This is a genomic window from Clostridium cadaveris, from assembly GCF_020911725.1.
Taxonomy (GTDB): domain Bacteria; phylum Bacillota; class Clostridia; order Clostridiales; family Clostridiaceae; genus Clostridium_X; species Clostridium_X cadaveris.
The window spans coordinates 1,252,115-1,274,932 of record NZ_CP076620.1 but is presented as its reverse complement, the minus strand read 5'-3'; the positions used below and the strand labels follow the sequence as shown (position 1 = coordinate 1,274,932).

General features: G+C 31.3%; 29 protein-coding genes. 4 read left to right on the top strand and 25 right to left on the bottom strand.

Going from position 1 to position 22,818, the window contains the following annotated elements:
* Positions 1 to 143: 143 nt before the first annotated feature.
* Positions 144 to 446 (top strand): hypothetical protein, encoded by a 303-nt coding sequence (locus KQH81_RS05905; RefSeq protein ID WP_051196267.1) that lies wholly within the window; start codon positions 144 to 146, stop codon positions 444 to 446.
* Between the two features lie 81 nt (positions 447 to 527).
* Here KQH81_RS05905 and KQH81_RS05900 read toward each other — a convergent pair whose 3' ends face one another.
* From KQH81_RS05900 to KQH81_RS05890, 3 genes are all read right to left on the bottom strand, one after another.
* Positions 528 to 1,556, bottom strand: a complete 1,029-nt coding sequence (locus KQH81_RS05900; protein WP_168972447.1) for a threonine aldolase family protein — start codon at positions 1,554 to 1,556, stop codon at positions 528 to 530.
* 25 nt (positions 1,557 to 1,581) lie between these two features.
* On the bottom strand, positions 1,582 to 2,058 hold the full coding sequence (msrA, locus tag KQH81_RS05895) for a peptide-methionine (S)-S-oxide reductase MsrA (RefSeq protein WP_027639035.1): 477 nt from the start codon (positions 2,056 to 2,058) through the stop codon (positions 1,582 to 1,584).
* 244 nt (positions 2,059 to 2,302) lie between these two features.
* Positions 2,303 to 3,196 carry an anthrax toxin lethal factor-related metalloendopeptidase gene (locus KQH81_RS05890; protein ID WP_074844407.1) on the bottom strand — a complete coding sequence of 298 codons (894 nt, stop codon included), beginning with the start codon at positions 3,194 to 3,196 and terminating at the stop codon, positions 2,303 to 2,305.
* A gap of 273 nt (positions 3,197 to 3,469) precedes the next feature.
* Here KQH81_RS05890 and KQH81_RS05885 point away from each other — a divergent pair, with 273 nt between their 5' ends.
* On the top strand, positions 3,470 to 3,991 hold the full coding sequence (locus tag KQH81_RS05885; protein WP_027639037.1) for a nitroreductase family protein: 522 nt from the start codon (positions 3,470 to 3,472) through the stop codon (positions 3,989 to 3,991).
* Positions 3,992 to 4,062: 71 nt separating this feature from the next.
* On the opposite strand, the gene KQH81_RS05880 is transcribed toward KQH81_RS05885, so the two are convergent.
* From KQH81_RS05880 to KQH81_RS05800, 17 genes are all read right to left on the bottom strand, one after another.
* Positions 4,063 to 4,542 carry a cupin domain-containing protein gene (locus tag KQH81_RS05880; protein ID WP_074844499.1) on the bottom strand — a complete coding sequence of 160 codons (480 nt, stop codon included), beginning with the start codon at positions 4,540 to 4,542 and terminating at the stop codon, positions 4,063 to 4,065.
* Position 4,543: 1 nt separating this feature from the next.
* On the bottom strand, positions 4,544 to 5,635 hold the full coding sequence (gene eutH / locus KQH81_RS05875) for an ethanolamine utilization protein EutH (protein ID WP_027639039.1): 1,092 nt from the start codon (positions 5,633 to 5,635) through the stop codon (positions 4,544 to 4,546).
* An 18-nt stretch (positions 5,636 to 5,653) separates the two neighbouring features.
* On the bottom strand, positions 5,654 to 6,199 hold the full coding sequence (locus tag KQH81_RS05870; RefSeq protein WP_027639040.1) for a BMC domain-containing protein: 546 nt from the start codon (positions 6,197 to 6,199) through the stop codon (positions 5,654 to 5,656).
* Positions 6,192 to 6,458: a EutN/CcmL family microcompartment protein gene (locus KQH81_RS05865; RefSeq protein ID WP_230029081.1), complete on the bottom strand. Its 267-nt coding sequence runs from the start codon at positions 6,456 to 6,458 to the stop codon at positions 6,192 to 6,194. Before KQH81_RS05865 ends, KQH81_RS05870 begins: the two co-directional genes overlap by 8 nt.
* Before the next feature lie 10 nt (positions 6,459 to 6,468).
* Complete coding sequence (locus tag KQH81_RS05860; protein WP_074844410.1) at positions 6,469 to 7,128, bottom strand: hypothetical protein; 660 nt, start codon at positions 7,126 to 7,128, stop codon at positions 6,469 to 6,471.
* A 20-nt stretch (positions 7,129 to 7,148) separates the two neighbouring features.
* Positions 7,149 to 7,775 carry an ethanolamine utilization phosphate acetyltransferase EutD gene (eutD, locus tag KQH81_RS05855; RefSeq protein WP_027639043.1) on the bottom strand — a complete coding sequence of 209 codons (627 nt, stop codon included), beginning with the start codon at positions 7,773 to 7,775 and terminating at the stop codon, positions 7,149 to 7,151.
* 13 nt (positions 7,776 to 7,788) lie between these two features.
* Positions 7,789 to 7,941, bottom strand: a complete 153-nt coding sequence (locus KQH81_RS05850) for a hypothetical protein (protein WP_155850295.1) — start codon at positions 7,939 to 7,941, stop codon at positions 7,789 to 7,791.
* A gap of 52 nt (positions 7,942 to 7,993) precedes the next feature.
* Positions 7,994 to 8,278 carry an ethanolamine utilization microcompartment protein EutM gene (gene eutM, locus KQH81_RS05845; protein WP_230029255.1) on the bottom strand — a complete coding sequence of 95 codons (285 nt, stop codon included), beginning with the start codon at positions 8,276 to 8,278 and terminating at the stop codon, positions 7,994 to 7,996.
* 25 nt (positions 8,279 to 8,303) lie between these two features.
* Positions 8,304 to 9,770, bottom strand: a complete 1,467-nt coding sequence (locus tag KQH81_RS05840) for an acetaldehyde dehydrogenase (acetylating) (protein ID WP_099336193.1) — start codon at positions 9,768 to 9,770, stop codon at positions 8,304 to 8,306.
* A complete protein-coding gene (locus KQH81_RS17675; RefSeq protein WP_326839255.1) occupies positions 9,770 to 10,405 on the bottom strand; it encodes a BMC domain-containing protein in 636 nt (211 codons plus the stop codon). The genes KQH81_RS05840 and KQH81_RS17675 overlap by 1 nt, the downstream gene beginning before the upstream one ends.
* 15 nt (positions 10,406 to 10,420) lie before the next feature.
* Positions 10,421 to 11,074: an ethanolamine utilization microcompartment protein EutL gene (gene eutL, locus KQH81_RS05830; protein ID WP_027639046.1), complete on the bottom strand. Its 654-nt coding sequence runs from the start codon at positions 11,072 to 11,074 to the stop codon at positions 10,421 to 10,423.
* Positions 11,075 to 11,086: 12 nt separating this feature from the next.
* Entirely contained in the window at positions 11,087 to 11,983 is an 897-nt protein-coding gene (eutC, locus tag KQH81_RS05825) for an ethanolamine ammonia-lyase subunit EutC (protein WP_230029080.1), read from the bottom strand.
* Positions 11,984 to 11,995: 12 nt separating this feature from the next.
* Positions 11,996 to 13,360: an ethanolamine ammonia-lyase subunit EutB gene (locus KQH81_RS05820; RefSeq protein WP_027639048.1), complete on the bottom strand. Its 1,365-nt coding sequence runs from the start codon at positions 13,358 to 13,360 to the stop codon at positions 11,996 to 11,998.
* 16 nt (positions 13,361 to 13,376) lie between these two features.
* Entirely contained in the window at positions 13,377 to 14,810 is a 1,434-nt protein-coding gene (eutA, locus tag KQH81_RS05815; RefSeq protein WP_230029079.1) for an ethanolamine ammonia-lyase reactivating factor EutA, read from the bottom strand.
* A 58-nt stretch (positions 14,811 to 14,868) separates the two neighbouring features.
* A complete protein-coding gene (locus KQH81_RS05810; RefSeq protein ID WP_027639050.1) occupies positions 14,869 to 15,300 on the bottom strand; it encodes a EutP/PduV family microcompartment system protein in 432 nt (143 codons plus the stop codon).
* Between the two features lie 8 nt (positions 15,301 to 15,308).
* Positions 15,309 to 15,656: an ethanolamine utilization microcompartment protein EutS gene (gene eutS / locus KQH81_RS05805; RefSeq protein WP_027639051.1), complete on the bottom strand. Its 348-nt coding sequence runs from the start codon at positions 15,654 to 15,656 to the stop codon at positions 15,309 to 15,311.
* A gap of 90 nt (positions 15,657 to 15,746) precedes the next feature.
* The gene (locus KQH81_RS05800) at positions 15,747 to 16,880 is read right to left on the bottom strand and encodes a 1-propanol dehydrogenase PduQ (protein WP_230029077.1); all 1,134 of its coding nucleotides are present in this window, start codon (positions 16,878 to 16,880) and stop codon (positions 15,747 to 15,749) included.
* Positions 16,881 to 17,081: 201 nt separating this feature from the next.
* Here KQH81_RS05800 and KQH81_RS05795 point away from each other — a divergent pair, with 201 nt between their 5' ends.
* Both KQH81_RS05795 and KQH81_RS05790 read left to right on the top strand, forming a co-directional pair.
* Positions 17,082 to 18,842 carry a sensor domain-containing diguanylate cyclase/phosphohydrolase gene (locus KQH81_RS05795; RefSeq protein WP_074844433.1) on the top strand — a complete coding sequence of 587 codons (1,761 nt, stop codon included), beginning with the start codon at positions 17,082 to 17,084 and terminating at the stop codon, positions 18,840 to 18,842.
* Positions 18,843 to 19,009: 167 nt separating this feature from the next.
* A complete protein-coding gene (locus tag KQH81_RS05790) occupies positions 19,010 to 19,153 on the top strand; it encodes a hypothetical protein (RefSeq protein ID WP_168972448.1) in 144 nt (47 codons plus the stop codon).
* A gap of 56 nt (positions 19,154 to 19,209) precedes the next feature.
* On the opposite strand, the gene KQH81_RS05785 is transcribed toward KQH81_RS05790, so the two are convergent.
* Genes KQH81_RS05785 through KQH81_RS05765 form a run of 5 tightly spaced genes read right to left on the bottom strand, consistent with a single transcriptional unit; the run spans position 19,210 to position 22,771 of the window.
* Positions 19,210 to 20,913, bottom strand: a complete 1,704-nt coding sequence (locus tag KQH81_RS05785; protein ID WP_230029076.1) for a bifunctional diguanylate cyclase/phosphohydrolase — start codon at positions 20,911 to 20,913, stop codon at positions 19,210 to 19,212.
* Between the two features lie 58 nt (positions 20,914 to 20,971).
* Positions 20,972 to 21,097 carry a cyclic lactone autoinducer peptide gene (locus tag KQH81_RS05780; RefSeq protein ID WP_099336188.1) on the bottom strand — a complete coding sequence of 42 codons (126 nt, stop codon included), beginning with the start codon at positions 21,095 to 21,097 and terminating at the stop codon, positions 20,972 to 20,974.
* A gap of 28 nt (positions 21,098 to 21,125) precedes the next feature.
* Complete coding sequence (locus KQH81_RS05775; RefSeq protein ID WP_099336187.1) at positions 21,126 to 21,758, bottom strand: accessory gene regulator ArgB-like protein; 633 nt, start codon at positions 21,756 to 21,758, stop codon at positions 21,126 to 21,128.
* Positions 21,730 to 22,218, bottom strand: coding sequence for a hypothetical protein (locus KQH81_RS05770; protein ID WP_099336186.1), 489 nt, complete (start codon positions 22,216 to 22,218; stop codon positions 21,730 to 21,732). Before KQH81_RS05770 ends, KQH81_RS05775 begins: the two co-directional genes overlap by 29 nt.
* Positions 22,219 to 22,234: 16 nt before the next feature.
* Positions 22,235 to 22,771 (bottom strand): DUF5317 family protein, encoded by a 537-nt coding sequence (locus KQH81_RS05765; RefSeq protein WP_230029075.1) that lies wholly within the window; start codon positions 22,769 to 22,771, stop codon positions 22,235 to 22,237.
* Positions 22,772 to 22,818 lie beyond the last annotated feature (47 nt).

The following is a 22,818-nucleotide window of genomic DNA, read 5'->3' as shown; positions in this document are numbered from 1 at the left end:
ATATGTCCCCCAGTTTTTATAAGTAATTCTTTATATAAGTTTGAGTTATTACTACTATCAAACGATTATTTTACATATATTGTAAAATATGTTATTATAGAACTATCATCATTTTATAAATTTTAAACAAGCGAGGTATAATAATGGAAGCTAAAACATTTAAAGTATATCAAAGAACAAAAAATGAAAAAATTAATCAACTCAGAAAAAACAAAGAAATTCCTTGTGTGATTTATGGTAAATCTTTGGAACAATCTCTTTTAATAAAAATAGATAAGTCTGAATTAATTCGAATGTTAAATAGTAAAAATGTCAACTCATTAATCACTTTTAGATTAAACCGTAAAAGATTAAAGTGTTTAATCAAAGAAGTTCAAAAAGATAATAATCATGACATACTTCATATAGATCTATTATGTTTAAATAAGAAAAAAGTGGTTATATAATCATTTCCACTTTTCATACTTTTTATAGCCTGCAATTCATTGTTGAATTTATTATAACGAATTACAGGCACTTCTCATATATTATAAGCTCCAACTCTTAAGATCATCAATAAATTCTCTAACCTTTTCTTCTAAAGTAGCCCATGATGTTACCAATCTTATAACTTTACTTCTGTCATCCCATTTCTGCCAAACACTATATTCATACTTTAAATTTATTTTTTCTAATATTTCATTAGGTAAGATAGGAAATATCTGATTAGTTGATGTCTCTATCATAAAATCATATCCTAATTCCTTTATCCCTTTTTTTAATATAGCCGCCATATTATTGGCATGGTTTGCTAAATCAAAATATAAATCATCTTTAAACAATTCATAAAACTGTATTCCTAAAAGTCTTCCTTTTGCAAGCATTGCACCTTTCTGTTTTATAAAAAATCTAAAATCACTTTTTAATTTCTCATTACATATAACTATGGCTTCACCCATAAGGGCTCCTCCCTTTGTTCCCCCAATATAAAAGGCATCTGTAAGCTGTGGCATGTCAGAAAGCTTCAAATCATTTTCTTCTGATGTTAAAGCCGCTCCTATTCTTGCTCCATCTAAATATAAATATAAATGATTTTTTTTGCATTCTTCTTTAAGAGCTATTAATTCTGATTTTGTATATATGCTTCCTATCTCTGTTGAATCAGATATATATACCATTCTAGGTTTTACCATATGTTCATCTGTGTGTTCATCAACTACACTCTGTATATGACATGGTTTTAGCTTTCCATCATTTACAGCCACAGATATAACTTTATGTCCAGTAGCCTCTATAGCTCCGGTTTCATGCACAAGTACATGTCCGCTATTTGCAGCAATCACTGCTTCATGAGGTCTTAAAAATGCTGATATAGCAGTGAGATTCGTTTGAGTACCGCCTACAAGAAAATGTATATCTGCCTTATCATAATTTATCTTTTTCTTTAAAACACTTCTAGCCTTATCGCAGTATATATCTAAACCATATCCTTCGGTTTGCTCATAATTTGTCTCCACTATAGCTTTAATTATTCTTTCATGAGCCCCTTCGCTATAGTCATTTTTGAAACTATACATTTTTTAACCGCCCCTTTACTATCCATTAATCATCGAATTTTATATGACAGTATCCGTCAGGATTTTTTCTTAAATATCCTTGGTGATATTCCTCTGCCTTATAATAATTTTTAAGTTTTTCAATTTCTGTTGCTATAGGCATTAGATATCTCTTTTGAGTATTTTCCTTGCTCTTCTTTAATGTATCAAAATCTTCTTCATCTATGTAGTAAATGCCGCTTCTATACTGTCTTCCTGAATCCATTCCTTGTCTGTCCACTGATGTAGGATCTATAATACTCCAAAACTTTTCTAACAAATTTTCTAATGAGATTTTTTCTTCATCATATGTAACATAACATACCTCTACAAAATCAGTATCATTATTACAAACCTCTTCATAAGTAGGGTTTTCTGTCTTACCATTTGCATATCCAACTTCAGTATTTAATACGCCTGTTATCATAGAAAAAACTTTTTCTACACCCCAAAAACATCCACCACCAAATACTATTTTTTTCATTTTAATCCCTCCTAATTGTTAGTAATATTTCATATAGATATCTTATTTCCCTATAATTTAGTTTATTTTTTATAATTTAAATTATACACCTATTTTTTATTTTAAAAGTATAACATAAAAAAATTCATCAAAAATTCCTATTATTTAGGCAAAAAAATACCATGATATTTAAAATGGGAGGTTTTAAATATCATGGCCTTACTTTTTATATAAACGGGAAGTTTATTAAAATTTATTATATACTTTATATTGAATTTACAGCCTGTCTTACTACTTCATAAGTCCTAGGCGCTACAGATTTTAAAGCCCCAGGATTTTGTATATATATTTTGAATGCTTCTGCAAAGCATTCTGTTGATGAACTCTTGGCATAGTTGCTATGTAAATATGATGCTATAGCATCTCTTTCTGCTGGGAATATATCCTTTTTAAAATCATCAGCTTCTGATCTACCGAAAGTAGTGCTATGTTTTCCGTTACTTTTTGTAAAGCCAGCCATTTCATCTACGAAGTGACCGAATTCATGAATTATAGAGCTTGTACTATTCGAAGATCCTTGAACATATATAGTATTTGATGGCGAATATTTATATAAAGCTGATATAGATCCAGCTGGTCTATTACCTATGCTATAATTTGTAGCTATATCCTTTGATGTAACTACTATCTTTCCACCTATTGCTCTAAATCTATTTACAATATTAGATGGTATAACTGATATTAATCTATCTACTTGAACAGATCTTTCTGAAGATACATCTCCTTCTACTTGTACATATTTTAAACTATAACTTGGGTTCTCTTGAGATGAACTTGTTTTATTTGATGAAGTCCCATTGCTAGAAACTTTTTCATTTGAAGTCCTATTTGTATCACTATTCTTGGCTTCTTTTACATTATTTGTAGCTTTTTCTTGCGGTGACGTATTATTTTCTGTTGTTTCAGCTTTTTTCTCTTCTTTTGGTGGATTATATCCTTCATACAAAAGTTCTTCTGACTCTTTATATTTGACCGGTGATGAATACTCTATTTGTTTATTTTCTTCTGCAGCCTTAGCTTTAACATCTCCAATTGCTGTCATTCCAACAGAAACTACAATAACTGAGCTGATTATTATTCCCAATATTTTTTTATTCACGTTTTCACCCCTCCTACAAAACTTTAAGATTTTTTTTATTTAAATTATACTTTATATTATAATACTTTTATTTAGTAAAAAATATAGTTATTTTAATTTTTTCATTAAATTACTCTTTTTTTCTTTTTTATGCCTATTTATTTTTAAATTATCATTTTATGAAAAATATTTAATAATAATTTTTCTAATTTTATTTATATATTTTAGAGAATTGTACCCTTAACTTCATTATGGTAAAATTTAAATATATTTTATATTAAAGGAGGTTTTTTTATGAATGAAGTACTTAATAACATCCTTACTAGAAGAAGTGTTAGAAATTTCAAAGATGAACAGATAAAAGACGAAGAATTAGAACTTATACTAGAAGCTGGTATCTATGCCCCTAGTGGTAAAAACGAACAGAGCTGGCAGTTTACCGTTGTTCAAGGTCACGATAAAATAGAAAAACTTGCAAAAGTTGTAAGAGAGGCATTAGGGCGTGATGAAGGATATAATTTTTACGCTCCACCAACTTTAATAATGCTTTCTAATGATATAGATAATTCCAACGGTCTTGCTGATTGTTCTTGTGCACTAGAAAATATATTTTTAATGGCTAACTCATTAGGAATAGGTTCTTGCTGGATTAATCAATTAAAAACCTTATGCAATGAAGAATCTGTAAGAGCTGTATTAGATGAATTTGGAATCCCTAAAAATCATGTAGTATGGGGAATGGCATCTATCGGATACCCTGCAGTAAAACCAGAAGCAAAACCACGTAAAAATGGTGTTGTTAAATTTGTAAAATGATTTTACTCTTATAGACATAAGATAAAGAGGCATTTAAGATTATAATCTAAAATGCCTCTTTATTGTGTGCTTTAGGCTTGAGTTGCCCAATCTGCTGGATAAGTTACATAAATAAATCTAGCATAGTTTGGAACTGAAAATTTTATACTGCTTCCTTTTGGAATTAAAATTAATTCCCCTGGGTCTGCAGACACCTTATTTCCATTTATAACTATATCCAAATGACCTTCTATAACATAATCTATTTCATCATAATTTAAAGTCCAGTCAAATGTTGTCTCTTTCATAACCATAACGCCGCACCCAAGTCTTGGACTTTCTTCTAATGTAAATAAATCTTTAGTGTATACTTCATCTGTTATATTGCCTGTATCTAATCTGTTAGATTGATCAACTTTTACGGTTGGAACTTTAACTGAAATCACACCGCTTGCATCTTTATTTCTTATGTAATCTAGTGCATTTTCTTGTTTTGCTCCACCTAACTGCTCAACTATTATTTGTCTAACTAAATTTTCCAATACTGACCTATCTAAATCTTTCTTATCCATATTAAGCATTTTCCTTTCCTAATGTCTTGTTTGCAATAAATATAGCCACTATTACAGCCGTAATACCACCAACTAATTTTGCGACTATCATTGGAGCAATCATATCTGGATTAAATCCTGCCGTAAATCCTAAATGGTCTCCAAATACGAAAGCTGCTGATACTGCAAAAGCCACATTTATTATTTTTCCTCTGTTATCCATATCCTTCATCATATCAAGCATTGGAATACAGTTTGCAAGGCTTGCTACAAGGCCTGCTGCTGCTACTTCATTCATTCCTAAAACTTTTCCAAGTCCCATCAAAGGCTTTTTAAATACCTTAGTTATTACATAAACAAGTGGAAATGCACCTGCTAATACTATAGCTATATCTCCTACTATAGCAATACCATCATGTATTGGATTCATCCCTGGAATGACAACTATTCCTGTAAGCTGTTCTATTATAGCAGCACCTAATCCTATTGTAATAACTATGAGAACAAACTTTCCAAAGTATGTAAATCCAGTTATCATTGCTTTTTCAAAGAATACTAATCCTAATGCAATAAGTACTGCAAATATAATTATAGGAACTAAATTTCTTAAAATCATCATGATAGGAAATCCTGCTACAAGACCTCCAAAGAACGCCCCTACTGGAACTGTTATTATACCCGCTAATATACCAGTTGCAAGATATTTATGGTCTTCTTGCTTTATAATACCAAGAGCAACAGGAATTATAAATACTATAGTAGGTCCCATAAGCGCTCCTACAATAAGTCCTCCAAAAAGTCCTGCATTAGGGTCAATTGCAAGCTCCATAGCAAGAGGTGCACCACCCATGTCATTTGCAAGAAGTGATCCTGCAAACATGGCTGGGTCGGCTCCAAGCAAATTAAATAGAGGAACTATAACTGGCTTTAGTATATCAGCAAGCACTGGTGCTAATGATATAACTCCAACCATAGCAAGAGCTAAAGATCCCATAGCCATTATACCTTCTTCAAATTTTTCCCCTAATCCAAACTTATTTCCTATACATTTATCTATGGCTCCTAAAGCCATAAAGATTACCATAATATAAATTATAATCTCATTTATTCCCATAAAACTTCCTCCTTTCGGTTACTTTAGCATTTCCATTATCATAGAATCCGGAGATGGTATTACAGATATATTTATAATTTTCTTTTCATCTATAGCCTCTCTAGCTGCTCTTACTCCATTTTCTACATCACTTACTTCTCCAGATATTATTGATACAAATTTACCACCTATGCAGAAAGCTAATTGCATCTTCACAATAGAAACATTTGAATCTTTCATAACTTTATCTAAAGCCTGTATCCCGCTACACACATTAGATGTCTCTATAATTCCTAATGCTCCTTTATTTGTTACATTGTACTTATTCTTTAATCCAAGAATTATATCATTATGTACAGCATTTACTATAAATGTATCTACAGCATATCCATTACTTATGGATATGCCATAATCTATTGATTCCTTTACTTCCCCTTCATTGCCACTGATTATAGTCAAAAATTTTCCTGGACATATATTTTTAAAAAGAATAAGCTCAACGCTTGATTTTTTTACGATTAAATCACTTATTTCTATGCCTTTACTTATAGATCTAAATTCCATGGCACCTATACTTCTATGCATCATCTACCTCTACCGAATCAATTATAGCTATTATAGTGGAATCAACAGGAACCTCTGAGGACCCAACAGCTTTTCTTGCCGAACCCCCTTGAGTTATCATAACTAAATCATCTTTTCCTGCACCAACACTATCCACAGCTATAACAAGATTTTCACTTTCTTTATGATTGTTTATTATAGGTCTTACCACTAAAAATTTTTGTCCATTTAAATTTTCATTTTTTCTAGTAGACCATAAACAGCCTACAACTCTTCCCATAATCATAAGATCATCCGTTTCTTTTTATAATTTCCATATTATTTATTTTTATAAAATCTTTTGCCAAAGGGGTTAGTATACTTTTTTCTCCTATAATAATCACATTTTCTCCTTTTTCATGAACTCTTCTTATATCATTTTCCGTTATGACTTTTTTAAAAATTTTTTCACTTTTAATAATTTCTGGTGAAAAATCCTTCAATAAATCTTTATTACATGATGTGGTTATTTTAGAGCTTAGACTTTCATTTATAATTTCAATGCCATAATTTATTAATTGTTTTTCGAAATTTAAATATTTATTGTAAAGCTGCTTTGGGGCTGAATCCTTATAAATTTTATATTCCATACCATTTTCAAATACATATATTTTCTTCCCCTTCATGAGCATATTTAGAATAAATTTTTCTTCATTACTTGAAGCATTTAAATTCGCTAAATTTGCCATGACACTTAAATCCAACTTAGGTAATATTGCAATATCACATTCCCTGATATTTTTATTGTAAGAAATCACTTCATATTCTTTTCCAACTAAGTCATAAAACTCTTCAAGATCTCCATTTTGAAATATCACAGCTTTTTTATTGCAATCATTAATTATAGGTGTTTCTTTTAATTTATCTAATACTTCCTCTACGATAATACTGACCATTTTATCGTAATCCATCTAAACACCTCCTAAAAAAATCACTTTATAATTCTACACATAGTTCCTTTTGCAAAGCCGCATGCATTTGCTTCGTCATAATCTATATGCATATAAGTTCTAAAGTTTGGACTTACTCTTATAACTGTATCTTCAAATATTAAAGGTCTTTCTCCCAAAACTTCCACCTTTACATTTTCTTTATCTTTAACTCCAAACTTTTCTGCATCTTCAGGAGTTATATGTATATGTCTTTTAGCTACTATAAGTCCTTTATTTAAAGTTATAGAGCCTCTTTCAGTAGACACTATAAGTCCTGGGGTATTTTCTATATGTCCGCTTTCTCTTACTGGTATCTTAATTCCTAAGGATAGTGCGTCTGTTAAGGATACTTCAACTTGAGTTTCTTTTCTAGTTGGTCCCAAAACAATAACATTTTTTATAGCTCCTTTAGGTCCTGTTATTGTTACTCTCTCCTTGCATGCGTACTGTCCAGGCTGAGATAAGTCTTTAACTTTTGTAAGTGTATACCCAGATCCAAAAAGAATCTGTAAATGTTCATCCGACAAATGAATGTGTCGTCCAGAGGCTTCAACTTCTATAAGCATTTGGCTTTTTATTCTCTTCACAACTTCATCAATTATATAGTCTAATGAAATATTGCTCATTTATGTCCTCCATCTAACTCTTGTATTTCCCAGTTTTATATTTGAAAATCATTATATTAAACAGGGATGACAATCTGTTTAATGCTGTTATTATATCTTCTCTTTCTATTCCGCCGTATTTTTCTTTAAATGCTTCATAAGCCGAAATTTCGGTTAATATACTCATCTTGGCACATCTCTAATTAAATGTACTACCCTAGAGTAGTACATTTAGTTTGTTATTGTTGAGTTCCCTTTGGAAGTATAGCATCTACTTCTGTGTGAGGTCTTGGTATTACATGAACAGAAATCAATTCACCAACTCTTTCTGCAGCAGCTGCTCCTGCGTCTGTTGCAGCTTTAACAGCACCTACGTCTCCTCTTACCATAACTGTTACAAGTCCTCCACCAACTTGTTCTTTACCTACTAATTGAACATTAGCAGCCTTAACCATAGCATCTGCTGCCTCTATTGCTCCTACTAATCCTTTAGTTTCAATCATTCCTAATGCATTTGATGTTATCATATCTATTCCTCCTTAACTTTTCTTACTTTAATTGATTCAATATCTTTTTTACTAATAAATCAATTAGTACTTCACTTTCCATAGATCCAGTGCAGATGTTGCAGCTAGAACTATTAGTACCTCTTATGTCTTCTAATTCCCTTACACCATAAGCAACTCTCTTTATGTTTATAAGGTTCATAGGTCCCACATTTTCAGAAGTAGCACTTCCTCCAATACTTCCACATCCAAGGGTTAAGGCTGGCATCATGTTTACTGTAGCTCCTATTCCTCCTAATGCACCTGGACTATTTACTGGTATTCTAGATACTGGCATTGCAAGAGCAAATTTCTTCACAACTTCCTTATCTTCTGAATGAATCATAAAGCTGTGGCCAGCACCTTCATTAAGAAGTATGCTTCTGCATCTTTCTAAAACTGCATCTATGTTATCTTCTACATAAAACGCTAATATTGGTCCAAGTTTTTCTCTTGAATAAGGTATATTGTGTCCCACCCTGTTTTCTCTAGCTATAAGGACTCTTGCATTTGATGGCACTGATATGTCGGCAAGTTTTGCTATGTATTCTACACTCTTTCCTACTATTTGAGGATTCATACTTCCATTTGGTCTTATTATAAATTTTTCAAGTTTCTTGCTTTGTTCTTCATCCAAGAAGTATCCTCCTTGAGCTTTGAACTCTGCAACCACTTTGTCTTCTATACATTTTTCTATAACTACAGATTGCTCTGATGCACATATTGTTCCATTGTCAAAAGTTTTAGAATCTAATATTCTCTTTATAGCAAGTTTTATATCTGCACTCTTATCTATAAATCCTGGTCCATTTCCTGCTCCAACTCCTAGCGCTGGGTGTCCTGATGAGTATGCAGCCTTAACCATAGCAGGACCTCCTGTTGCAAGAATCATTCCTGTATCAGGATGTTTCATAAGCTCATTTGTAGCTTGAAGTGTTGGAGTAGATATACATCCTATAGCTCCTCTTGGACATCCCACTTTTTCAGCTGCTTCTGATATAACTTTCACTGTTTCTAGTATGCATTTAGCTGCATTTGGATGTGGAGAGAATACTATAGCGTTAGCTCCCTTTAAAGATATCATTGCTTTGTATATTACAGTTGATGTAGGGTTTGTGGATGGTATAATCCCTGCTATTATTCCCATAGGAACACCTATATCCATTGTTTGTTTTCCTGGATCTTCTGCAATTACACCTATTGTCTTTAAATCCTTTATACTTTCGTATACATTTTTAGCTGCAAAAGCATTTTTTAAAACTTTATCTTGCCATATTCCAAATCCAGTTTCTTCGCTAGCCATCTTAGCTAATCTCTCTGCATTTTCATATCCAGCATCAGCTATAGCTTTTATTATTTTATCAATTTGTTCTTGATTCATTGTGGCTAACTGCTTTTGTGCTTCTTTGGCCTCTTTCATAAGGTTTCTTACTTCTTGAATTGATACTAAATCCTTATCTGTTAATTGCATTATTTATCACCTTTTTCATCGTATTCTTGAAGTATCTTAATAAGTTCTTCTTTCTTCTCCTGTTTAATTTGCTTACTGCTCATATTAGGAAGTTTTAAAGCTCTTACCATGTTTCTTAGAGTTTCAACTTTCATATCTCCATAATTTGTATTTTCATCTTTCTTTACATTCTCTTTTAATGCTTTTTCTTTTTTATTTCTATAATTTTCTAATGTTTTTTCAAGCTTCACTATTTCCTGGGTAATATCCTTAGATTGTTTTATGTCTTCTGTTTTCTCCATTTTCGAAGGTGCTATAACATCCTCTTTATGTATTTTGTCATTATCATCTTTTACTTTTTCTACTGGAGAATCTTCTTTTTTCTTTTCTAAGTTAGGAAATATTTTTAGAAGTTCCTCATGAGGTCGTGGAATTACATGAGAACTTCTTAAAAGTCCTAAAAAATCAGCTGCAGCCCTGCCTGCATCTACAGAAGCCTGAACAGCATCTACATCTCCAACAACCTGAACATTCGAAATCCCAGCTTTTACAATTTCAATTCCAATAAGGGTAACATTAGCAGCTTTTAGTGCAGCATCGGCAGCTTCTACTGCTGCAAGATAGCCGTTAACCTCTATCATTCCTAATGCTTTCATCTATGTATATTTCCTTTAATAACTTTTTGGTTCATTAGCAACAGATTTTACTGCCTCTGCAAAAGCATCACAAGCTGCTTTACAAGCGGATTGAGTTCCTGTAAGCAATGCTCCACCAAAGTTTGTTTCTGTTGGAGGTTCAAATAGTTGCTTTAATTCAACATCCGCTGCCTTCAATGCTGCGTCTAATGCATAAATAGCCTCTAGTGGCGGTGCTACTAGATATGCTATTGGTTCTCCTTCTTTTACTCCAGCAACCTCTGCAAGATAACTGCCTGTTCTAGATATACAATATGAATAATAAACAATTGAATTATCTTCATTGGCACTTACAAAATGTGATCCATTCTCCATAAAATTAAGAGCTGCATTTAATCCGCTTCTTACTTCAGCTGGACTTGGTCCTGCAAGAATTCCTAAAACTTCCCCCGCAAGTTTTGTTGATGCGTTTCCTGATCCTGCATACATAGATTTTGCATATACCACTTCAACTTCTGCTGCTTTTGTAGCTTCATCTAATGCTGTATATGTAACATCATCTACGTCTGCTGTTATCATCCCTAAACTTTTATGTTGAGGTCCAAGATTTAAAGATTTTGCTAATCCTGGGCTTACATTTGAAATTATTTTTACTGCTAATACCGTTGGTCTAATTGCTTCATTAAGCACAATTAACCCCTCCTAAAGTTTATTTTTTAAATTTATACCTGAAGCTTTTTTATCAAGCATTGTTTTTATAAGTTCTGCTATATGTGCACCTGCTTCAACTGCAGGTGTTCCACCTTTATGTATATTAGAAATAACAGATCTATTAGCTTCTGGCATATTTATAGTTGGTTTGTATGCTATATATGCACTCATAGATTCTGCAGTTACCAGTCCTGGTCTTTCACCAACTAGTAGACATACAACTTCGGCACCAGTAGCTTCACCTACAGCATCCATAGCACCAACTCTGCAGTGTTTTACAAATAAAACATCTCCGATTTCTATGTTATACATTTTTAATCCTTGCTTAATAGCCGGTATTATATCCGTTATATTTGCCTCAATTGCAGCTGAACTAAGTCCATCTCCTACCATAAGAAGAACCTTAGGATTACCTCCAAATTTTTCTTTTATAAATTTTAGAGTTTCTTCATTAAAGTTTCTTCCTAAATCCGGGCGAGTTATATATTCATCTTTATCCTTACATTTAGTCTCTACAGGTATTAAGTTGTTTTTCTTTATAAAATCCTCTAATACATAAGAAAAAACTGAATCTTGTGCTGCTGCATGGTCAGCTCTAAACCTAAGGGCTGTTATAGTTTTATATCTTGTTCCAGCTCTTCCAACTCCTAATCTTGCAGGTGTCTTTTCTTTCATTTTTAGATATCCTTCTGCATTTTTAGGATTTTTAACTAAAAGCTGCTTTCTTAGGTCAGTTTCGGTTATATCTTCAATACATCCTTCGTTATCAACTACTGTTGAAGTTGATATGTCATTATGTCCACCATTCACTCCGTCATTTGCAGCTGATTTTCCAACCATTTCATTTAATAATTTTTCAACCATTAATCTTATTTCATTTTCATTCATATTCACTGCCTCCTAACGTAGAAATACTGATGCATCGCCAGCTAATTCAGTTAATTTTCCATTTCTCATAAAGCCCATCTTTTCCATCCATTCTTCAAATTCCTTGATTGGTTTTAAGTTAAATAGTTGCCTTAAAGTAGCTGTTTCATGATATCCTGTTGTTTGGTAATTAAGCATTACGTCATCACCATGAGGTATTCCCATGAAATATGTACATCCTGCTGTGGTTAATAATACAGCTAAATTTTCTATATCATTTTGATCTGCCTTCATATGATTTGTGTAACAAGCATCGCAGCCCATTGGAAGTCCTGAAAGTTTTCCCATAAAGTGGTCTTCAAGCCCTGCCCTTATTACTTGCTTTGAATTATATAAATATTCTGGTCCTATAAATCCAACTACTGTGTTCACAATAAATGGCTGAAATCTTCTTGCAAAACCATAACATCTGGCTTCCATAGTAACTTGGTCTGCTCCAAAGTGAGCTTCTGATGAAAGTTCTGATCCTTGACCTGTTTCAAAATACATTACATTAGGTCCTGTTGCTGTTCCTTCTGATAACGCAAGCTGCCTAGCCTCTTCTATAGTAGCAGCTTTAAATCCAAAAGCTTCATTACCCTTTTCTGATCCTGCTATGGATTGGAATATAAGATCTGTTGGTGCTCCTTTTCTTATAGCCTCCATTTGAGTTGTGACGTGAGCAAGAACACAGTTTTGAGTTGGTATCTCCCATCTTTGCTTAAATTCTTCAAATCTCTTTAATACCTTAGTTACACTTTCAACCGAGTCATCAACTGGGTTTAAACCTAAGACTGCATCACCTATTCCAAAGGTTAAACCTTCCATAAGGGAAGCAACTATTCCATCAGGATCATCTGTTGGGTGATTTGGCTGAAGTCTTGCTGATAATGTTCCTGGCTCTCCTATAGTTGTATTACAGTGAGCTGTTACTCTTATTTTCTTTGCTCCACAGATTAAATCCATATTTGACATAAGCTTTGCTACTGCAGCTATCATTTCAGAGGTTAGCCCTCTAGATATTCTTCTTATATCTACGGAAGTAGTATTATCATCTAAAATCCATTCTCTTAAATCTGAAACAGTCCAGTTTTTAATCTCTCCATAAATTTTTTCATTTATGTCATCTTGGATTATTCTTGTTACTTCGTCCTGTTCATATGGGACTACAGGATTATTTCTTAAATCTGATAAAAGGAAATTTGATAGAACTACCTTTGCAGCAACTCTTTCCTCAGCTGAAGTTGCAGAAACACCTGCTAATTTATCACCTGATTTTTCCTCATTTGCTTTCGCTAAAACCTCTTTAACTGAATTAAATTGATACATTTTTCCAAATAATTTAGTTTTTAAAATCACGATAATCCTCCTTCCACTAGTTGAATACTAATGTTTTTATAACTACTGGTAATACCTTTCCCCCCGCTATTGGTTTACCTATATCTATGTAATCTCCATTTTCAACCTTAATTCCATCAATACATACAACATCTTTTTTAAAATTAAGCAATGCATATATAGCCTGCCCTAATACCTTTGCCATGTCATTTTCAACAATAATAATTAACGGCAACTCCCTTTCTATAAACTCTTCTAATCCGCCTACCATTCCTTTAGCTATGTCCTGCACTTCTATAAATGAAGGATTCTTTTTGCCATTGATAGCTATAGCTACTCTTTGAACATCGTTTTCAAGCTTAAACCAGTCAAGCTTGGTTTTTATAGCATTTTTTAATACTTCTGATCCAGAACTCTCATCCTCTTCACTAAGTTTTAGGATAGGAAGGTTTTTTATTGGGAAATTTTCTTTTGTATATGTTATAGTGCTTCCGCTGATTTCTGTAGTGTGAGAACCAGCTCCTACAACAGTAGCTCTTATAGTTTCTATAGATCTTACAACCTTAAGCTTTTTGAACATCTCAGACTCTCTTATTTTTTGTCCTAAAAGTATGCCTATATCTCCATATTTAAAATAGTCATCTATAGGCCCATCATAGTAAACATAATCTGCAACTCCTCCAGAAAAGGAAATGCAGTGAATCTCTTTTTTTAATACTATAGTTTTATTTGTCACTACTACATCAAATAAACTGCTCTTTTCTCTTACCCCTACACTTTCTTCTAAAAAATGTACCATTTCTTCTACAATGGGCATGAGTTTTTCTTTAGTTGCTATGTCACCAATGCTTATACTAAATCCCTTTTCTTTTATTATCTTTTCTATCTTTGGAGATATATAAGTTATTTGTTTTGTAGAAGTATCTATCTTTATGAGCCTTCCACCTATATCTAAGCATCCTGTTTCAATTACATCCCCTATATTGAATAATGCCAAGTTGCTGGTTCCTCCACCTATATCTATGTTTACAACGGTGGTAGAATGTTCTTTAGAATATATATGAGCCCCTGCTCCCTTTCCTGAAATTATACTTTCTAAATCAGGGCCAGCAGTAGCAACAACAAAATCCCCAGCAAACCCGCTTAATCTGTGTAGAACTTCATTAGCATTTTCCTTTCTAGCAGTTTCCCCTGTTATAATTACAGCCCCAGTTTTTATATCTTCTTTATTTATTCCTCCTTTTATGTACTCTTTTTCCACTATGTCCTTTACTCCATCACTGTCTATTTCAGTAAGTGATTTTAAAGGAGTAAAGTATATGTCACTTTTGTATATGATATCTTTATCAACTATTGATATTCTAGGTATCGTAAAGTTGGATGCTGTATTTTCTATTATCAGCTTTGAAAATACCAGTTGAGTTGTACTAGTACCTATATCTATACCTACACTTAATAGCTCTTCTCTCATTAATTCAGCTCCAATCTTTATACTGTAAATGTATATTGATATTAATTAAATAAATAAGTTATCCCTCTATATAGCTCATAAGCTCTTTCATTCCCTCACCAGACAAAGTATTAACCTTAAATATAGTCGATACACCAGCCTCTTTAAGTATTTTTTCTGCTCTATTTATTAAGCTTTCATCTTCTGCAAGATCAATCTTTGTTATGATCCCTATTACATCTTTCATGAACATACTGGCAAAACCGGGAGCTATATAAGATTCCTCATTTGTACAGTCATACACTAAAGCAATAATGTCTGCATCTGCTGATGTTACTACAAGTGCCTTATAATAATATCTATTTTCTAGATACTCTCCTGGAGTATCTATAGATTTGTTGTAAATCTCCACTGATTGAGTTTTCTTATACTTAAGCTCTAAATTATCTAAGTTTTGGCATAGTGTGGTCTTGCCACTTCCTGTTTTTCCTATAAATATTATTCTTTTCATAACTTCTCCTAAGTTCGTGTGATTTTAGTAGATGAAAAACTAAGTAGATCTCCTAAAACCTTTGTAACTTCATTTAAAGCAGCCTCAACTGCCCCAACATCTCCAGTAAAAATTACAGTTCCACTAAATCTATCAACAAAGCCTAGATCCACGTCTGCAGATTTTGTTGCTACATCTGCTGCAATTATTGATGCTTCGCTAGGAGTTATTGTAAGGATTCCAATTGCCCCTCTTCTCTCTATTACAAGTCCAAGTTTTTTATATATTTCATCATTTGGATTTGCTATTATATGAGCTAAAGTCACCTGTTTTCCCGGAACATATTCTTGTATTACTCTCTGCTTTTCATCACTCATTGCATCACCTTCTCCTATGACTTGTTAAACATAAATATACTTTTAACACTTAATATTATTGTGTTCTTGTAAAAAATTCATATTCATATATCATTCTTTTACCTTTTCTACAATTCTCATAATATCTTCCTTTGTTGGAATCCTAGGATTAGTAGGTGTACATGCATCTGTAAAAGCAGATTCCGCTATGTTTTCTAATGATTCTGCAACTTTATGTGTGTCAACTCCACATTCTTTTAAATTCAAAGGCATTTTCATATTTTTTTCCATAGTTTTTATTAAGTTTATGAGATTTTTTACTCCCATCCTTATATTGTTAGATGGAAGTCCTAAAAGTTTAGCTATATTATGATATTTCTTTGCAGCTAGACTGTAATCTTTATTGTCATATCCAACTATGTTGGCATTATATTCAATTACATACGGTAAAAGCATAGCGTTGGTTCTTCCATGAGGCACATGAAATTTGCCACCAAGTGTATGAGCTATACTATGATTTATTCCTAATGAAGCAGAATTAAATGCTATACCAGCAAGACATGAAGCATTGTGCATCTTTTCTCTAGCTTCCATATCACTTCCATCTTTATATGCTTTTTCTAAATATTTAAAAGCCAGCATCAATGATTTTTCAGCTAATGCATCAGTAAAATCATTAGCTTTCGTGGAAACATAGGCTTCTAAACCATGTGTTATAACATCCATGCCAGTATCAGCTGTTATCGCAGGCGGCACAGTTTTTACTAATTCTGGATCCAGTATGGCTATATTAGGAATTAATTTTTCAGAAACAAGAGGATATTTTACTCCCTTTTCTTTATCTGTTATAACAGAGAATGATGTGACTTCTGATCCAGTTCCACTTGTAGTAGGTATAGCTATAAATTCTATATTTTTAAGTGATAATATATTTTTAGAGAAATCCATTATTGCTTTTGCAGCATCTATAGCAGATCCTCCACCTAGTGCTACTATAACTTCTGGATTTACCTTGTTTAATTCTTCTATGCCTTTGACAACTAACTCTATTGGAGGGTCTGGTATAATTTCACTAAATACAGTTACAGAAGCACTGACAAGTTTATCTGTAATTTTATTTATTGTTCCTGATTTGACCATGAACGGATCAGTTATGATAAGTACGTTTTTATTTCCTATATGGCTTAATCTTTCCAAAGAACCTTCTCCAAAATATATGGATGTTTTTATTTTGAAGTCTTCCATAGCTATCTCCTTTCTTATTTACTTCATATAACATAGTTTATAAACTCGTCACCATATTTATACATATTTTTATCTATTACCATAAATTTCATCAAAAATTTTTTAAAGATATATTATATGTATATCAATAAGTTGTAAAAAAATGATATATGTATTATTCTTTATAGTAGATAAAATAATTTCAAAGAGGTACTTATAATAATGGTTATTTTGAAATCCTTTTTAAATAACATTCCTTTCCCATTGTGGATTGAAGAATTAAACAATACAGTTTTATTTTTTAACCAGGCATATTCAGATATGTTCAATGTAAATTTCAATGTAATAAATATTTTGAAAGGATATCATATCTTTCCTAAAAATGTTGCAAAAATATATAATTCTAATCGGATTCATTGTATAGAAACTCTCAGCAAGTCTATTTTTGAAGCAACTATAAATGACCAAATTCTTCAATTTCACATATTTCCTCTTTTAGGTGAAAAAGATGAAATAATAGCCATAGGAAGCATCCTCTTAGACTTAACTAGTCAAAGAAAATATGACGTTGAGCTTGAAAGTCAAAAAAACATATTAAGAACTATAATAGATTCTCTTCCTCACAATATTTTTTATAAAGACAAAAGCAATAAATTTATTGGATATAATAAAAATTTCAAGAATTTTTACAACAAATTAGGTGTTACAGATATTATAGGAAAATCAGATTTAGATATTTTTCCAGATAAAGATACCGCTATGAATTTCATTAAACAAGATGAAGAAGTTATTAGTAGTAAAATAGCTAAATATTCCGAGTATTATTCTATAGATGAAAATGGTAATCCTTGTTTTGAAGAAAGTGTTAAAGTTCCCGTAATAGATGACTCTGGTAATGTGTGGGGAGTAGTAGGTATATCTAACAATATAACTAAGAGAAAAATTTTAGAAGACAAACTTAGATATTTAAGTTACACTGATTCACTTACTAAGTTATACAACCGTTCTTACTTTGAGGAAAAGATAAAAGAGTTGAATGATGAAAAATACCTTCCTCTAGGTGTCATAATGGGAGATGTTAATGGACTTAAACTTGTTAATGATACTTTTGGTCATTTAGAAGGAGATAAACTACTGAAATCTATAGCTTATGTTTTAAAAAATGTATGTGGAGACAAAGGGTTTGTTTTCCGTTGGGGTGGAGATGAATTCATAATGCTTATCCCTAACTGCAATGAAAATTTATGTGAAAATACAGTTTCTCGCATACGTTTTGAATGTGAAAATTACAACTATGATTTTATAAAACTTAGTATAGCATTAGGTGAAACTGTTAAATACTTTTTAGATCAAGATGTGTATGAATGCATTAAAGATGTAGAAGAAAAGGTATATAGACAAAAACTTTTAGATGGAAAAAGTGTAAGAAGTGCTTTAATGGATTCGTTAAGAAAAACTCTTGAAGCTAAGCATACTGAAACAGAAGAACATACTGAAAGAGTTGTAAAATATGCTTATGTCATTGGGAAAGCTTTAAATTTTAAAATTGCCCAATTAGACGAATTGTATTTAGTAGCAAAGCTTCACGATATAGGTAAAATAGGGATCAAAGAAGATATACTTTTAAAATCTGATACTCTTACTACAGATGAACTAAAGATAATGCGAACTCACTGTGAGAAAGGCTATAGAATACTTCAAGCTTCTGGAGAGCTTGAAAATGTAGCAACTTGTGTTCTGTGTCATCATGAAAGATGGGATGGTACTGGCTATCCTATAGGTCTTTCTAAAAGCGAAATACCGCTTATGGCTAGAATAATAGCTGTTGCTGACTCTTATGATGCTATGACTTGTGAAAGACCTTACAAAAAAGCTTTAACAAAAAAAGAGGCTATAGAAGAACTTCAAAAATGTTCCGGCTCTCAGTTCGACCCAGACATAATAAAAGCATTTTTAAATTATCTTAAAAACAACGATGACTAAATTTCTTAATTTATTGACAGACTAAATGTGTAAAGCAAATTTTTAGCTTAAAATTGATTTTAAGAATTCGTTATCTAGAGGCGTGTTCACTTTAACACTCTAACATAAAAAGAAATGTGAGTGTTAAATCTGCTAGACATTAGATAAATTATTTAGGAGGTCTGATTATGGATAATAAAAAATCTGCTCATGACACAGCAAAACAAATGCTTATTGACGGAAAATCTTTTGAAGACATCATGGAAAAAACTCATTTAAGATTAAAAGATTTAAAAAGAATTGAAAAAGATGAAATAAATCCTCATTTTTGATAAAATAAAGGCCTAAAGCAACAAAATACTTTAGGTCTTTATTTATGTTGATTTAATTATTGCAGTCCTTCAAGGCAATTTCTACCACGTTCACTGGTGATAACTTCAATAAATAACTCTGCTATCTTAGGGTCAAATTGACTTCCTTCACATTTTCTAATTTCCTCTATAGCTTCTTCATATGACTTTCTATTATTATATGGTCTATTAGATGTCATTGCATCAAAACTATCAACTACAGTAAGAACTCTAGCAAGAAACGGAATTTCTTCGCCCTTTAAATTATTTGGATATCCTTTCCCATCATACCGCTCATGGTGACTTATTATAAGTGGGATTACATGGTGAAGAGACTTTACTGGTTTTATAATTTCCACACCATTTGCTGGATGCTCCTTAAGCTGAGCCCACTCATCATTTGTAAGTTTCATTTTTTTCATTAATATATCTTGAGGAATATTAATTTTCCCAATATCATGCATATAAGCTCCATAAATTAATGCATTTTTTTCTTTTTCTTTTAATTGGAGCTTTTCTGCCATAAGTCTGCTATAAATAACAACTCTCTCAACATGTCCATATGTATATCTATCTTTGGCGTTTATAACACTTATTAAAGTCTTAATAGATGTTACAAGTTCTACATCTTTTTCATCTATATTTGTTTTTATTTCATCTAAAATTGATGTATAAACTTCAACCCTGTTTTTAGAGAAAAATTTAGCTCTATACAAAGCATCATCAGCGCTTTTTATAAGTTCAACATCATCTTTAGCCTTATCAGGATAAACCGATATTCCCATAGAAGCCGTAAGTTTTCCCTTAGGCTGATTTTCTTCTCCCTCAAAATAAGTATTTTCTATCCTTATTCTTATATTTTCTGCTATTTTTGTCGCAACTTCTTCTAAAGTATTTGGAAGAATAACAGCAAATTCTTCTCCTCCATATCTAGCAACTATATCATCTGGTCCTATACTTTCCTTAATTAGATGTCCAAGCTTTTTAAGCACCACATCTCCTTTTTGATGTCCATATAAGTCGTTATAATGCTTAAAATAATCTATATCAATAAAAATCATGGATACAGGTTTTTGTTCCTTTTTTCCAATCATAATTTTTTCTCTTAATCTATCATGAAAATATCTATGATTATAAACCTCAGTAAGTCCATCTATATTAACCATTTCTTCAAGACGCTTTATATGCTCCCCTTCAATTTTCACATAGAATCCCAAAGGCCATGCAGTTAAGATAAATATACCTACCAAAATCAAATCATTTTCAAAATAAGGATTGACCTGTGCATTAGGTACCATTATAATGTCCATTACAAGAATTATAAAAGACGAAATCCCAGCAACAGTTATCCCCTTCTTTAAGCCTGATTGTATAGTAGTTGTTATAATTATAAATAAATACAAAAATTTGTATTGGCTTTCATTAGCTCCACATATGTATATAATTGATGTAAATAAAATTATAAAAAATATTGTTTCAACATTATTAGCCAATTCCTCGTGTTGCTTTTTTATTTTATTTGCAATGGAAAAACTCCACATAAAATAAATTAACAATAAAATAAATATAGGTATAAAAAGTACACTAATATCATAATAACCAACAAATGACTCAGCTATCATGTTATTATCCTTAAATATATATTTACATAAAATTAGAGCAACAAATAAAAGAGATGCTAATTTCACCACAGAAACTATATCTTTTATCTGTTGTTGTTTATCACCATTCATATTTATCATTGTTTCTACCTCTTAATAATCATAATGAGACCGGTAAGCCAGTCTCATTAATGAAATGTTATTCTTCTCTTAAGCTCTTTGGTTCTTCTGGTTGATAAAAGCAGAAGAAACATGCTGATGTTGCAACTAAAGATGCAACAAAAGTTGATATAGCTGCTAAGCTCATTAATACCTTCTTTTTCATTATATTCACCTCCAAAGTTTAAATGTTTTTATTTAAAGACAGCATCTATTTTTCCTAATATTAAATGTCCACTTTTGGTTAAAGAAAAAATCTGCCATACTAGTCCCATATAAATACATAGTGTATATGTAAGGACACTGACATTATTTGTATAGTAATAGTATATAATATTAACTATTACTATTATTAAGTAGACACTTAATATTATTATAGAGCTTCTCTTTAGCTTTTTTCTTCTTTCTTGATTTTTAATTGGTTTTGCTGCACTATCTACTGGTGCTAGCTTGTATATTATATAAAAAGACCATAGAAAAATTATAATTCCTATAAAGATAATAGCCACTAAATTTTTACCGACAAATTTTGACAACAATCCAAAACCTACACTTACAAATGTACCTAAAACTGCACATCTTTCTGGAGTTCCTGCATGTGCTCCTCCTGAACTTTTTCTAAGAATACTTATAGTAAAAGCCACTATAAGAGATTCTGACAAAGCATTAAATACTAATCCAAATATCATAGTAAGAATTATTGAAAATGTTATTTGAATTACAGCAAATAATCCATAATTTATTATTTCTTTTTTATCTTTATCTGACTTTAACTCTCTTGCAATATTATCTGAAATTCTATTGCTTAAGTTTTCTATTTTGGACATCTTTAAATCTACCTCTTTTACTCAAAAAACAATAATATGATATTACTATAATTGCAAAACATATTAATGAAGGCATTCCATATATTGTTTTTGTAATAGGATCAGCTATTAACTGTTGAATAGTTTCTCCATATAAGATATTTAAAATTAAAACATTAAATCCCTCACAAACAAATAATAATATTGATGTTATAATAGATGACCTTATTCCATTAATTACATCAATATTATTTATTACTATAGTAATTATTGTAAGAACAATAAGATTTAGTATAGTATGTACTCCATAATTTATTGGTAACATTCTTATTAAAAAAACACAAACTCCTAAAGATATACTTGAGAAAATATATCTTTTTATATTAATCTTTGTACTAGAAAATGCATAGGTTGCAAATATAAATAATAACACTTCTGGTATTAACCTAACTACAAGTTCAAACATGGTTAATCTTAGCATTTATTTTCCTCCTTTGTTAGCTGCTATTTGATTTTTTTATTGAATTATATATTATTAAAAATACAAAAACTCTTATAAGTATATCTCCTACACTAAGAATGCTATAGCCAAGATCTATAAAATCAGTCAAAAATTTAACTTTCGTATCTGTATTCCCTAATATATGTATATCGTTTACTAAATCAAAAGCTTCTTTCTTGGCATATCCTGTAAAATATGACAAACTTGGAAATACAGGCATAAATCTTCCATTAGCCTTTATAGCAATATCATTCAACATGCCCCCGCATATCATAAATATAGAACCTAATATTGCACTTTTATAAACCTCATATTTAAATATTAAAAATAAATATGCGCTTAAATATACGACTTTTAATAACCCTACAACTTTTATAAAGTCGTAGTTTCCATTAAAAATCGTAACTTGTCCTATTGCAGTTATTACTTCTAACACAAGTAAAGGATATATCGTCCATGATTTAAATAACGGTTTTATTTTATATCCTTTTAATTTAGCTATAATCATAGCAAGAAGTATAGTTTCTACCATAAATCCTCCTAATTGATAATATATTGTAAATATTGGATAATTTAATG

Coding starts and splice junctions, on each gene's coding strand:
- KQH81_RS05905 (WP_051196267.1), top strand. CDS start 144: ATGGAAGCTAAAACATTTAAAGTATATCAAAGAACAAAAAATGAAAAA.
- KQH81_RS05775 (WP_099336187.1), bottom strand. CDS start 21,758: ATGTCCAAAATAGAAAACTTAAGCAATAGAATTTCAGATAATATTGCA.
- KQH81_RS05885 (WP_027639037.1), top strand. CDS start 3,470: ATGAATGAAGTACTTAATAACATCCTTACTAGAAGAAGTGTTAGAAAT.
- KQH81_RS05790 (WP_168972448.1), top strand. CDS start 19,010: ATGGATAATAAAAAATCTGCTCATGACACAGCAAAACAAATGCTTATT.
- eutS (WP_027639051.1), bottom strand. CDS start 15,656: ATGAGTGATGAAAAGCAGAGAGTAATACAAGAATATGTTCCGGGAAAA.
- eutH (WP_027639039.1), bottom strand. CDS start 5,635: ATGGGAATAAATGAGATTATAATTTATATTATGGTAATCTTTATGGCT.
- KQH81_RS17675 (WP_326839255.1), bottom strand. CDS start 10,405: ATGAAAGCATTAGGAATGATAGAGGTTAACGGCTATCTTGCAGCAGTA.
- KQH81_RS05840 (WP_099336193.1), bottom strand. CDS start 9,770: ATGCAATTAACAGATAAGGATTTAGTATCAATTCAAGAAGTAAGAAAC.
- KQH81_RS05785 (WP_230029076.1), bottom strand. CDS start 20,913: ATGATAAATATGAATGGTGATAAACAACAACAGATAAAAGATATAGTT.
- eutC (WP_230029080.1), bottom strand. CDS start 11,983: ATGAATGAAAATGAAATAAGATTAATGGTTGAAAAATTATTAAATGAA.
- KQH81_RS05850 (WP_155850295.1), bottom strand. CDS start 7,941: ATGAGTATATTAACCGAAATTTCGGCTTATGAAGCATTTAAAGAAAAA.
- KQH81_RS05800 (WP_230029077.1), bottom strand. CDS start 16,880: ATGGAAGACTTCAAAATAAAAACATCCATATATTTTGGAGAAGGTTCT.
- eutD (WP_027639043.1), bottom strand. CDS start 7,775: ATGAGCAATATTTCATTAGACTATATAATTGATGAAGTTGTGAAGAGA.
- msrA (WP_027639035.1), bottom strand. CDS start 2,058: ATGAAAAAAATAGTATTTGGTGGTGGATGTTTTTGGGGTGTAGAAAAA.
- KQH81_RS05860 (WP_074844410.1), bottom strand. CDS start 7,128: ATGGATTACGATAAAATGGTCAGTATTATCGTAGAGGAAGTATTAGAT.
- KQH81_RS05780 (WP_099336188.1), bottom strand. CDS start 21,097: ATGAAAAAGAAGGTATTAATGAGCTTAGCAGCTATATCAACTTTTGTT.
- KQH81_RS05795 (WP_074844433.1), top strand. CDS start 17,082: ATGGTTATTTTGAAATCCTTTTTAAATAACATTCCTTTCCCATTGTGG.
- KQH81_RS05810 (WP_027639050.1), bottom strand. CDS start 15,300: ATGAAAAGAATAATATTTATAGGAAAAACAGGAAGTGGCAAGACCACA.
- KQH81_RS05865 (WP_230029081.1), bottom strand. CDS start 6,458: ATGGGAAGAGTTGTAGGCTGTTTATGGTCTACTAGAAAAAATGAAAAT.
- KQH81_RS05870 (WP_027639040.1), bottom strand. CDS start 6,199: ATGCATAGAAGTATAGGTGCCATGGAATTTAGATCTATAAGTAAAGGC.
- KQH81_RS05900 (WP_168972447.1), bottom strand. CDS start 1,556: ATGTATAGTTTCAAAAATGACTATAGCGAAGGGGCTCATGAAAGAATA.
- KQH81_RS05880 (WP_074844499.1), bottom strand. CDS start 4,542: ATGGATAAGAAAGATTTAGATAGGTCAGTATTGGAAAATTTAGTTAGA.
- KQH81_RS05765 (WP_230029075.1), bottom strand. CDS start 22,771: ATGGTAGAAACTATACTTCTTGCTATGATTATAGCTAAATTAAAAGGA.
- KQH81_RS05770 (WP_099336186.1), bottom strand. CDS start 22,218: ATGCTAAGATTAACCATGTTTGAACTTGTAGTTAGGTTAATACCAGAA.
- eutA (WP_230029079.1), bottom strand. CDS start 14,810: ATGAGAGAAGAGCTATTAAGTGTAGGTATAGATATAGGTACTAGTACA.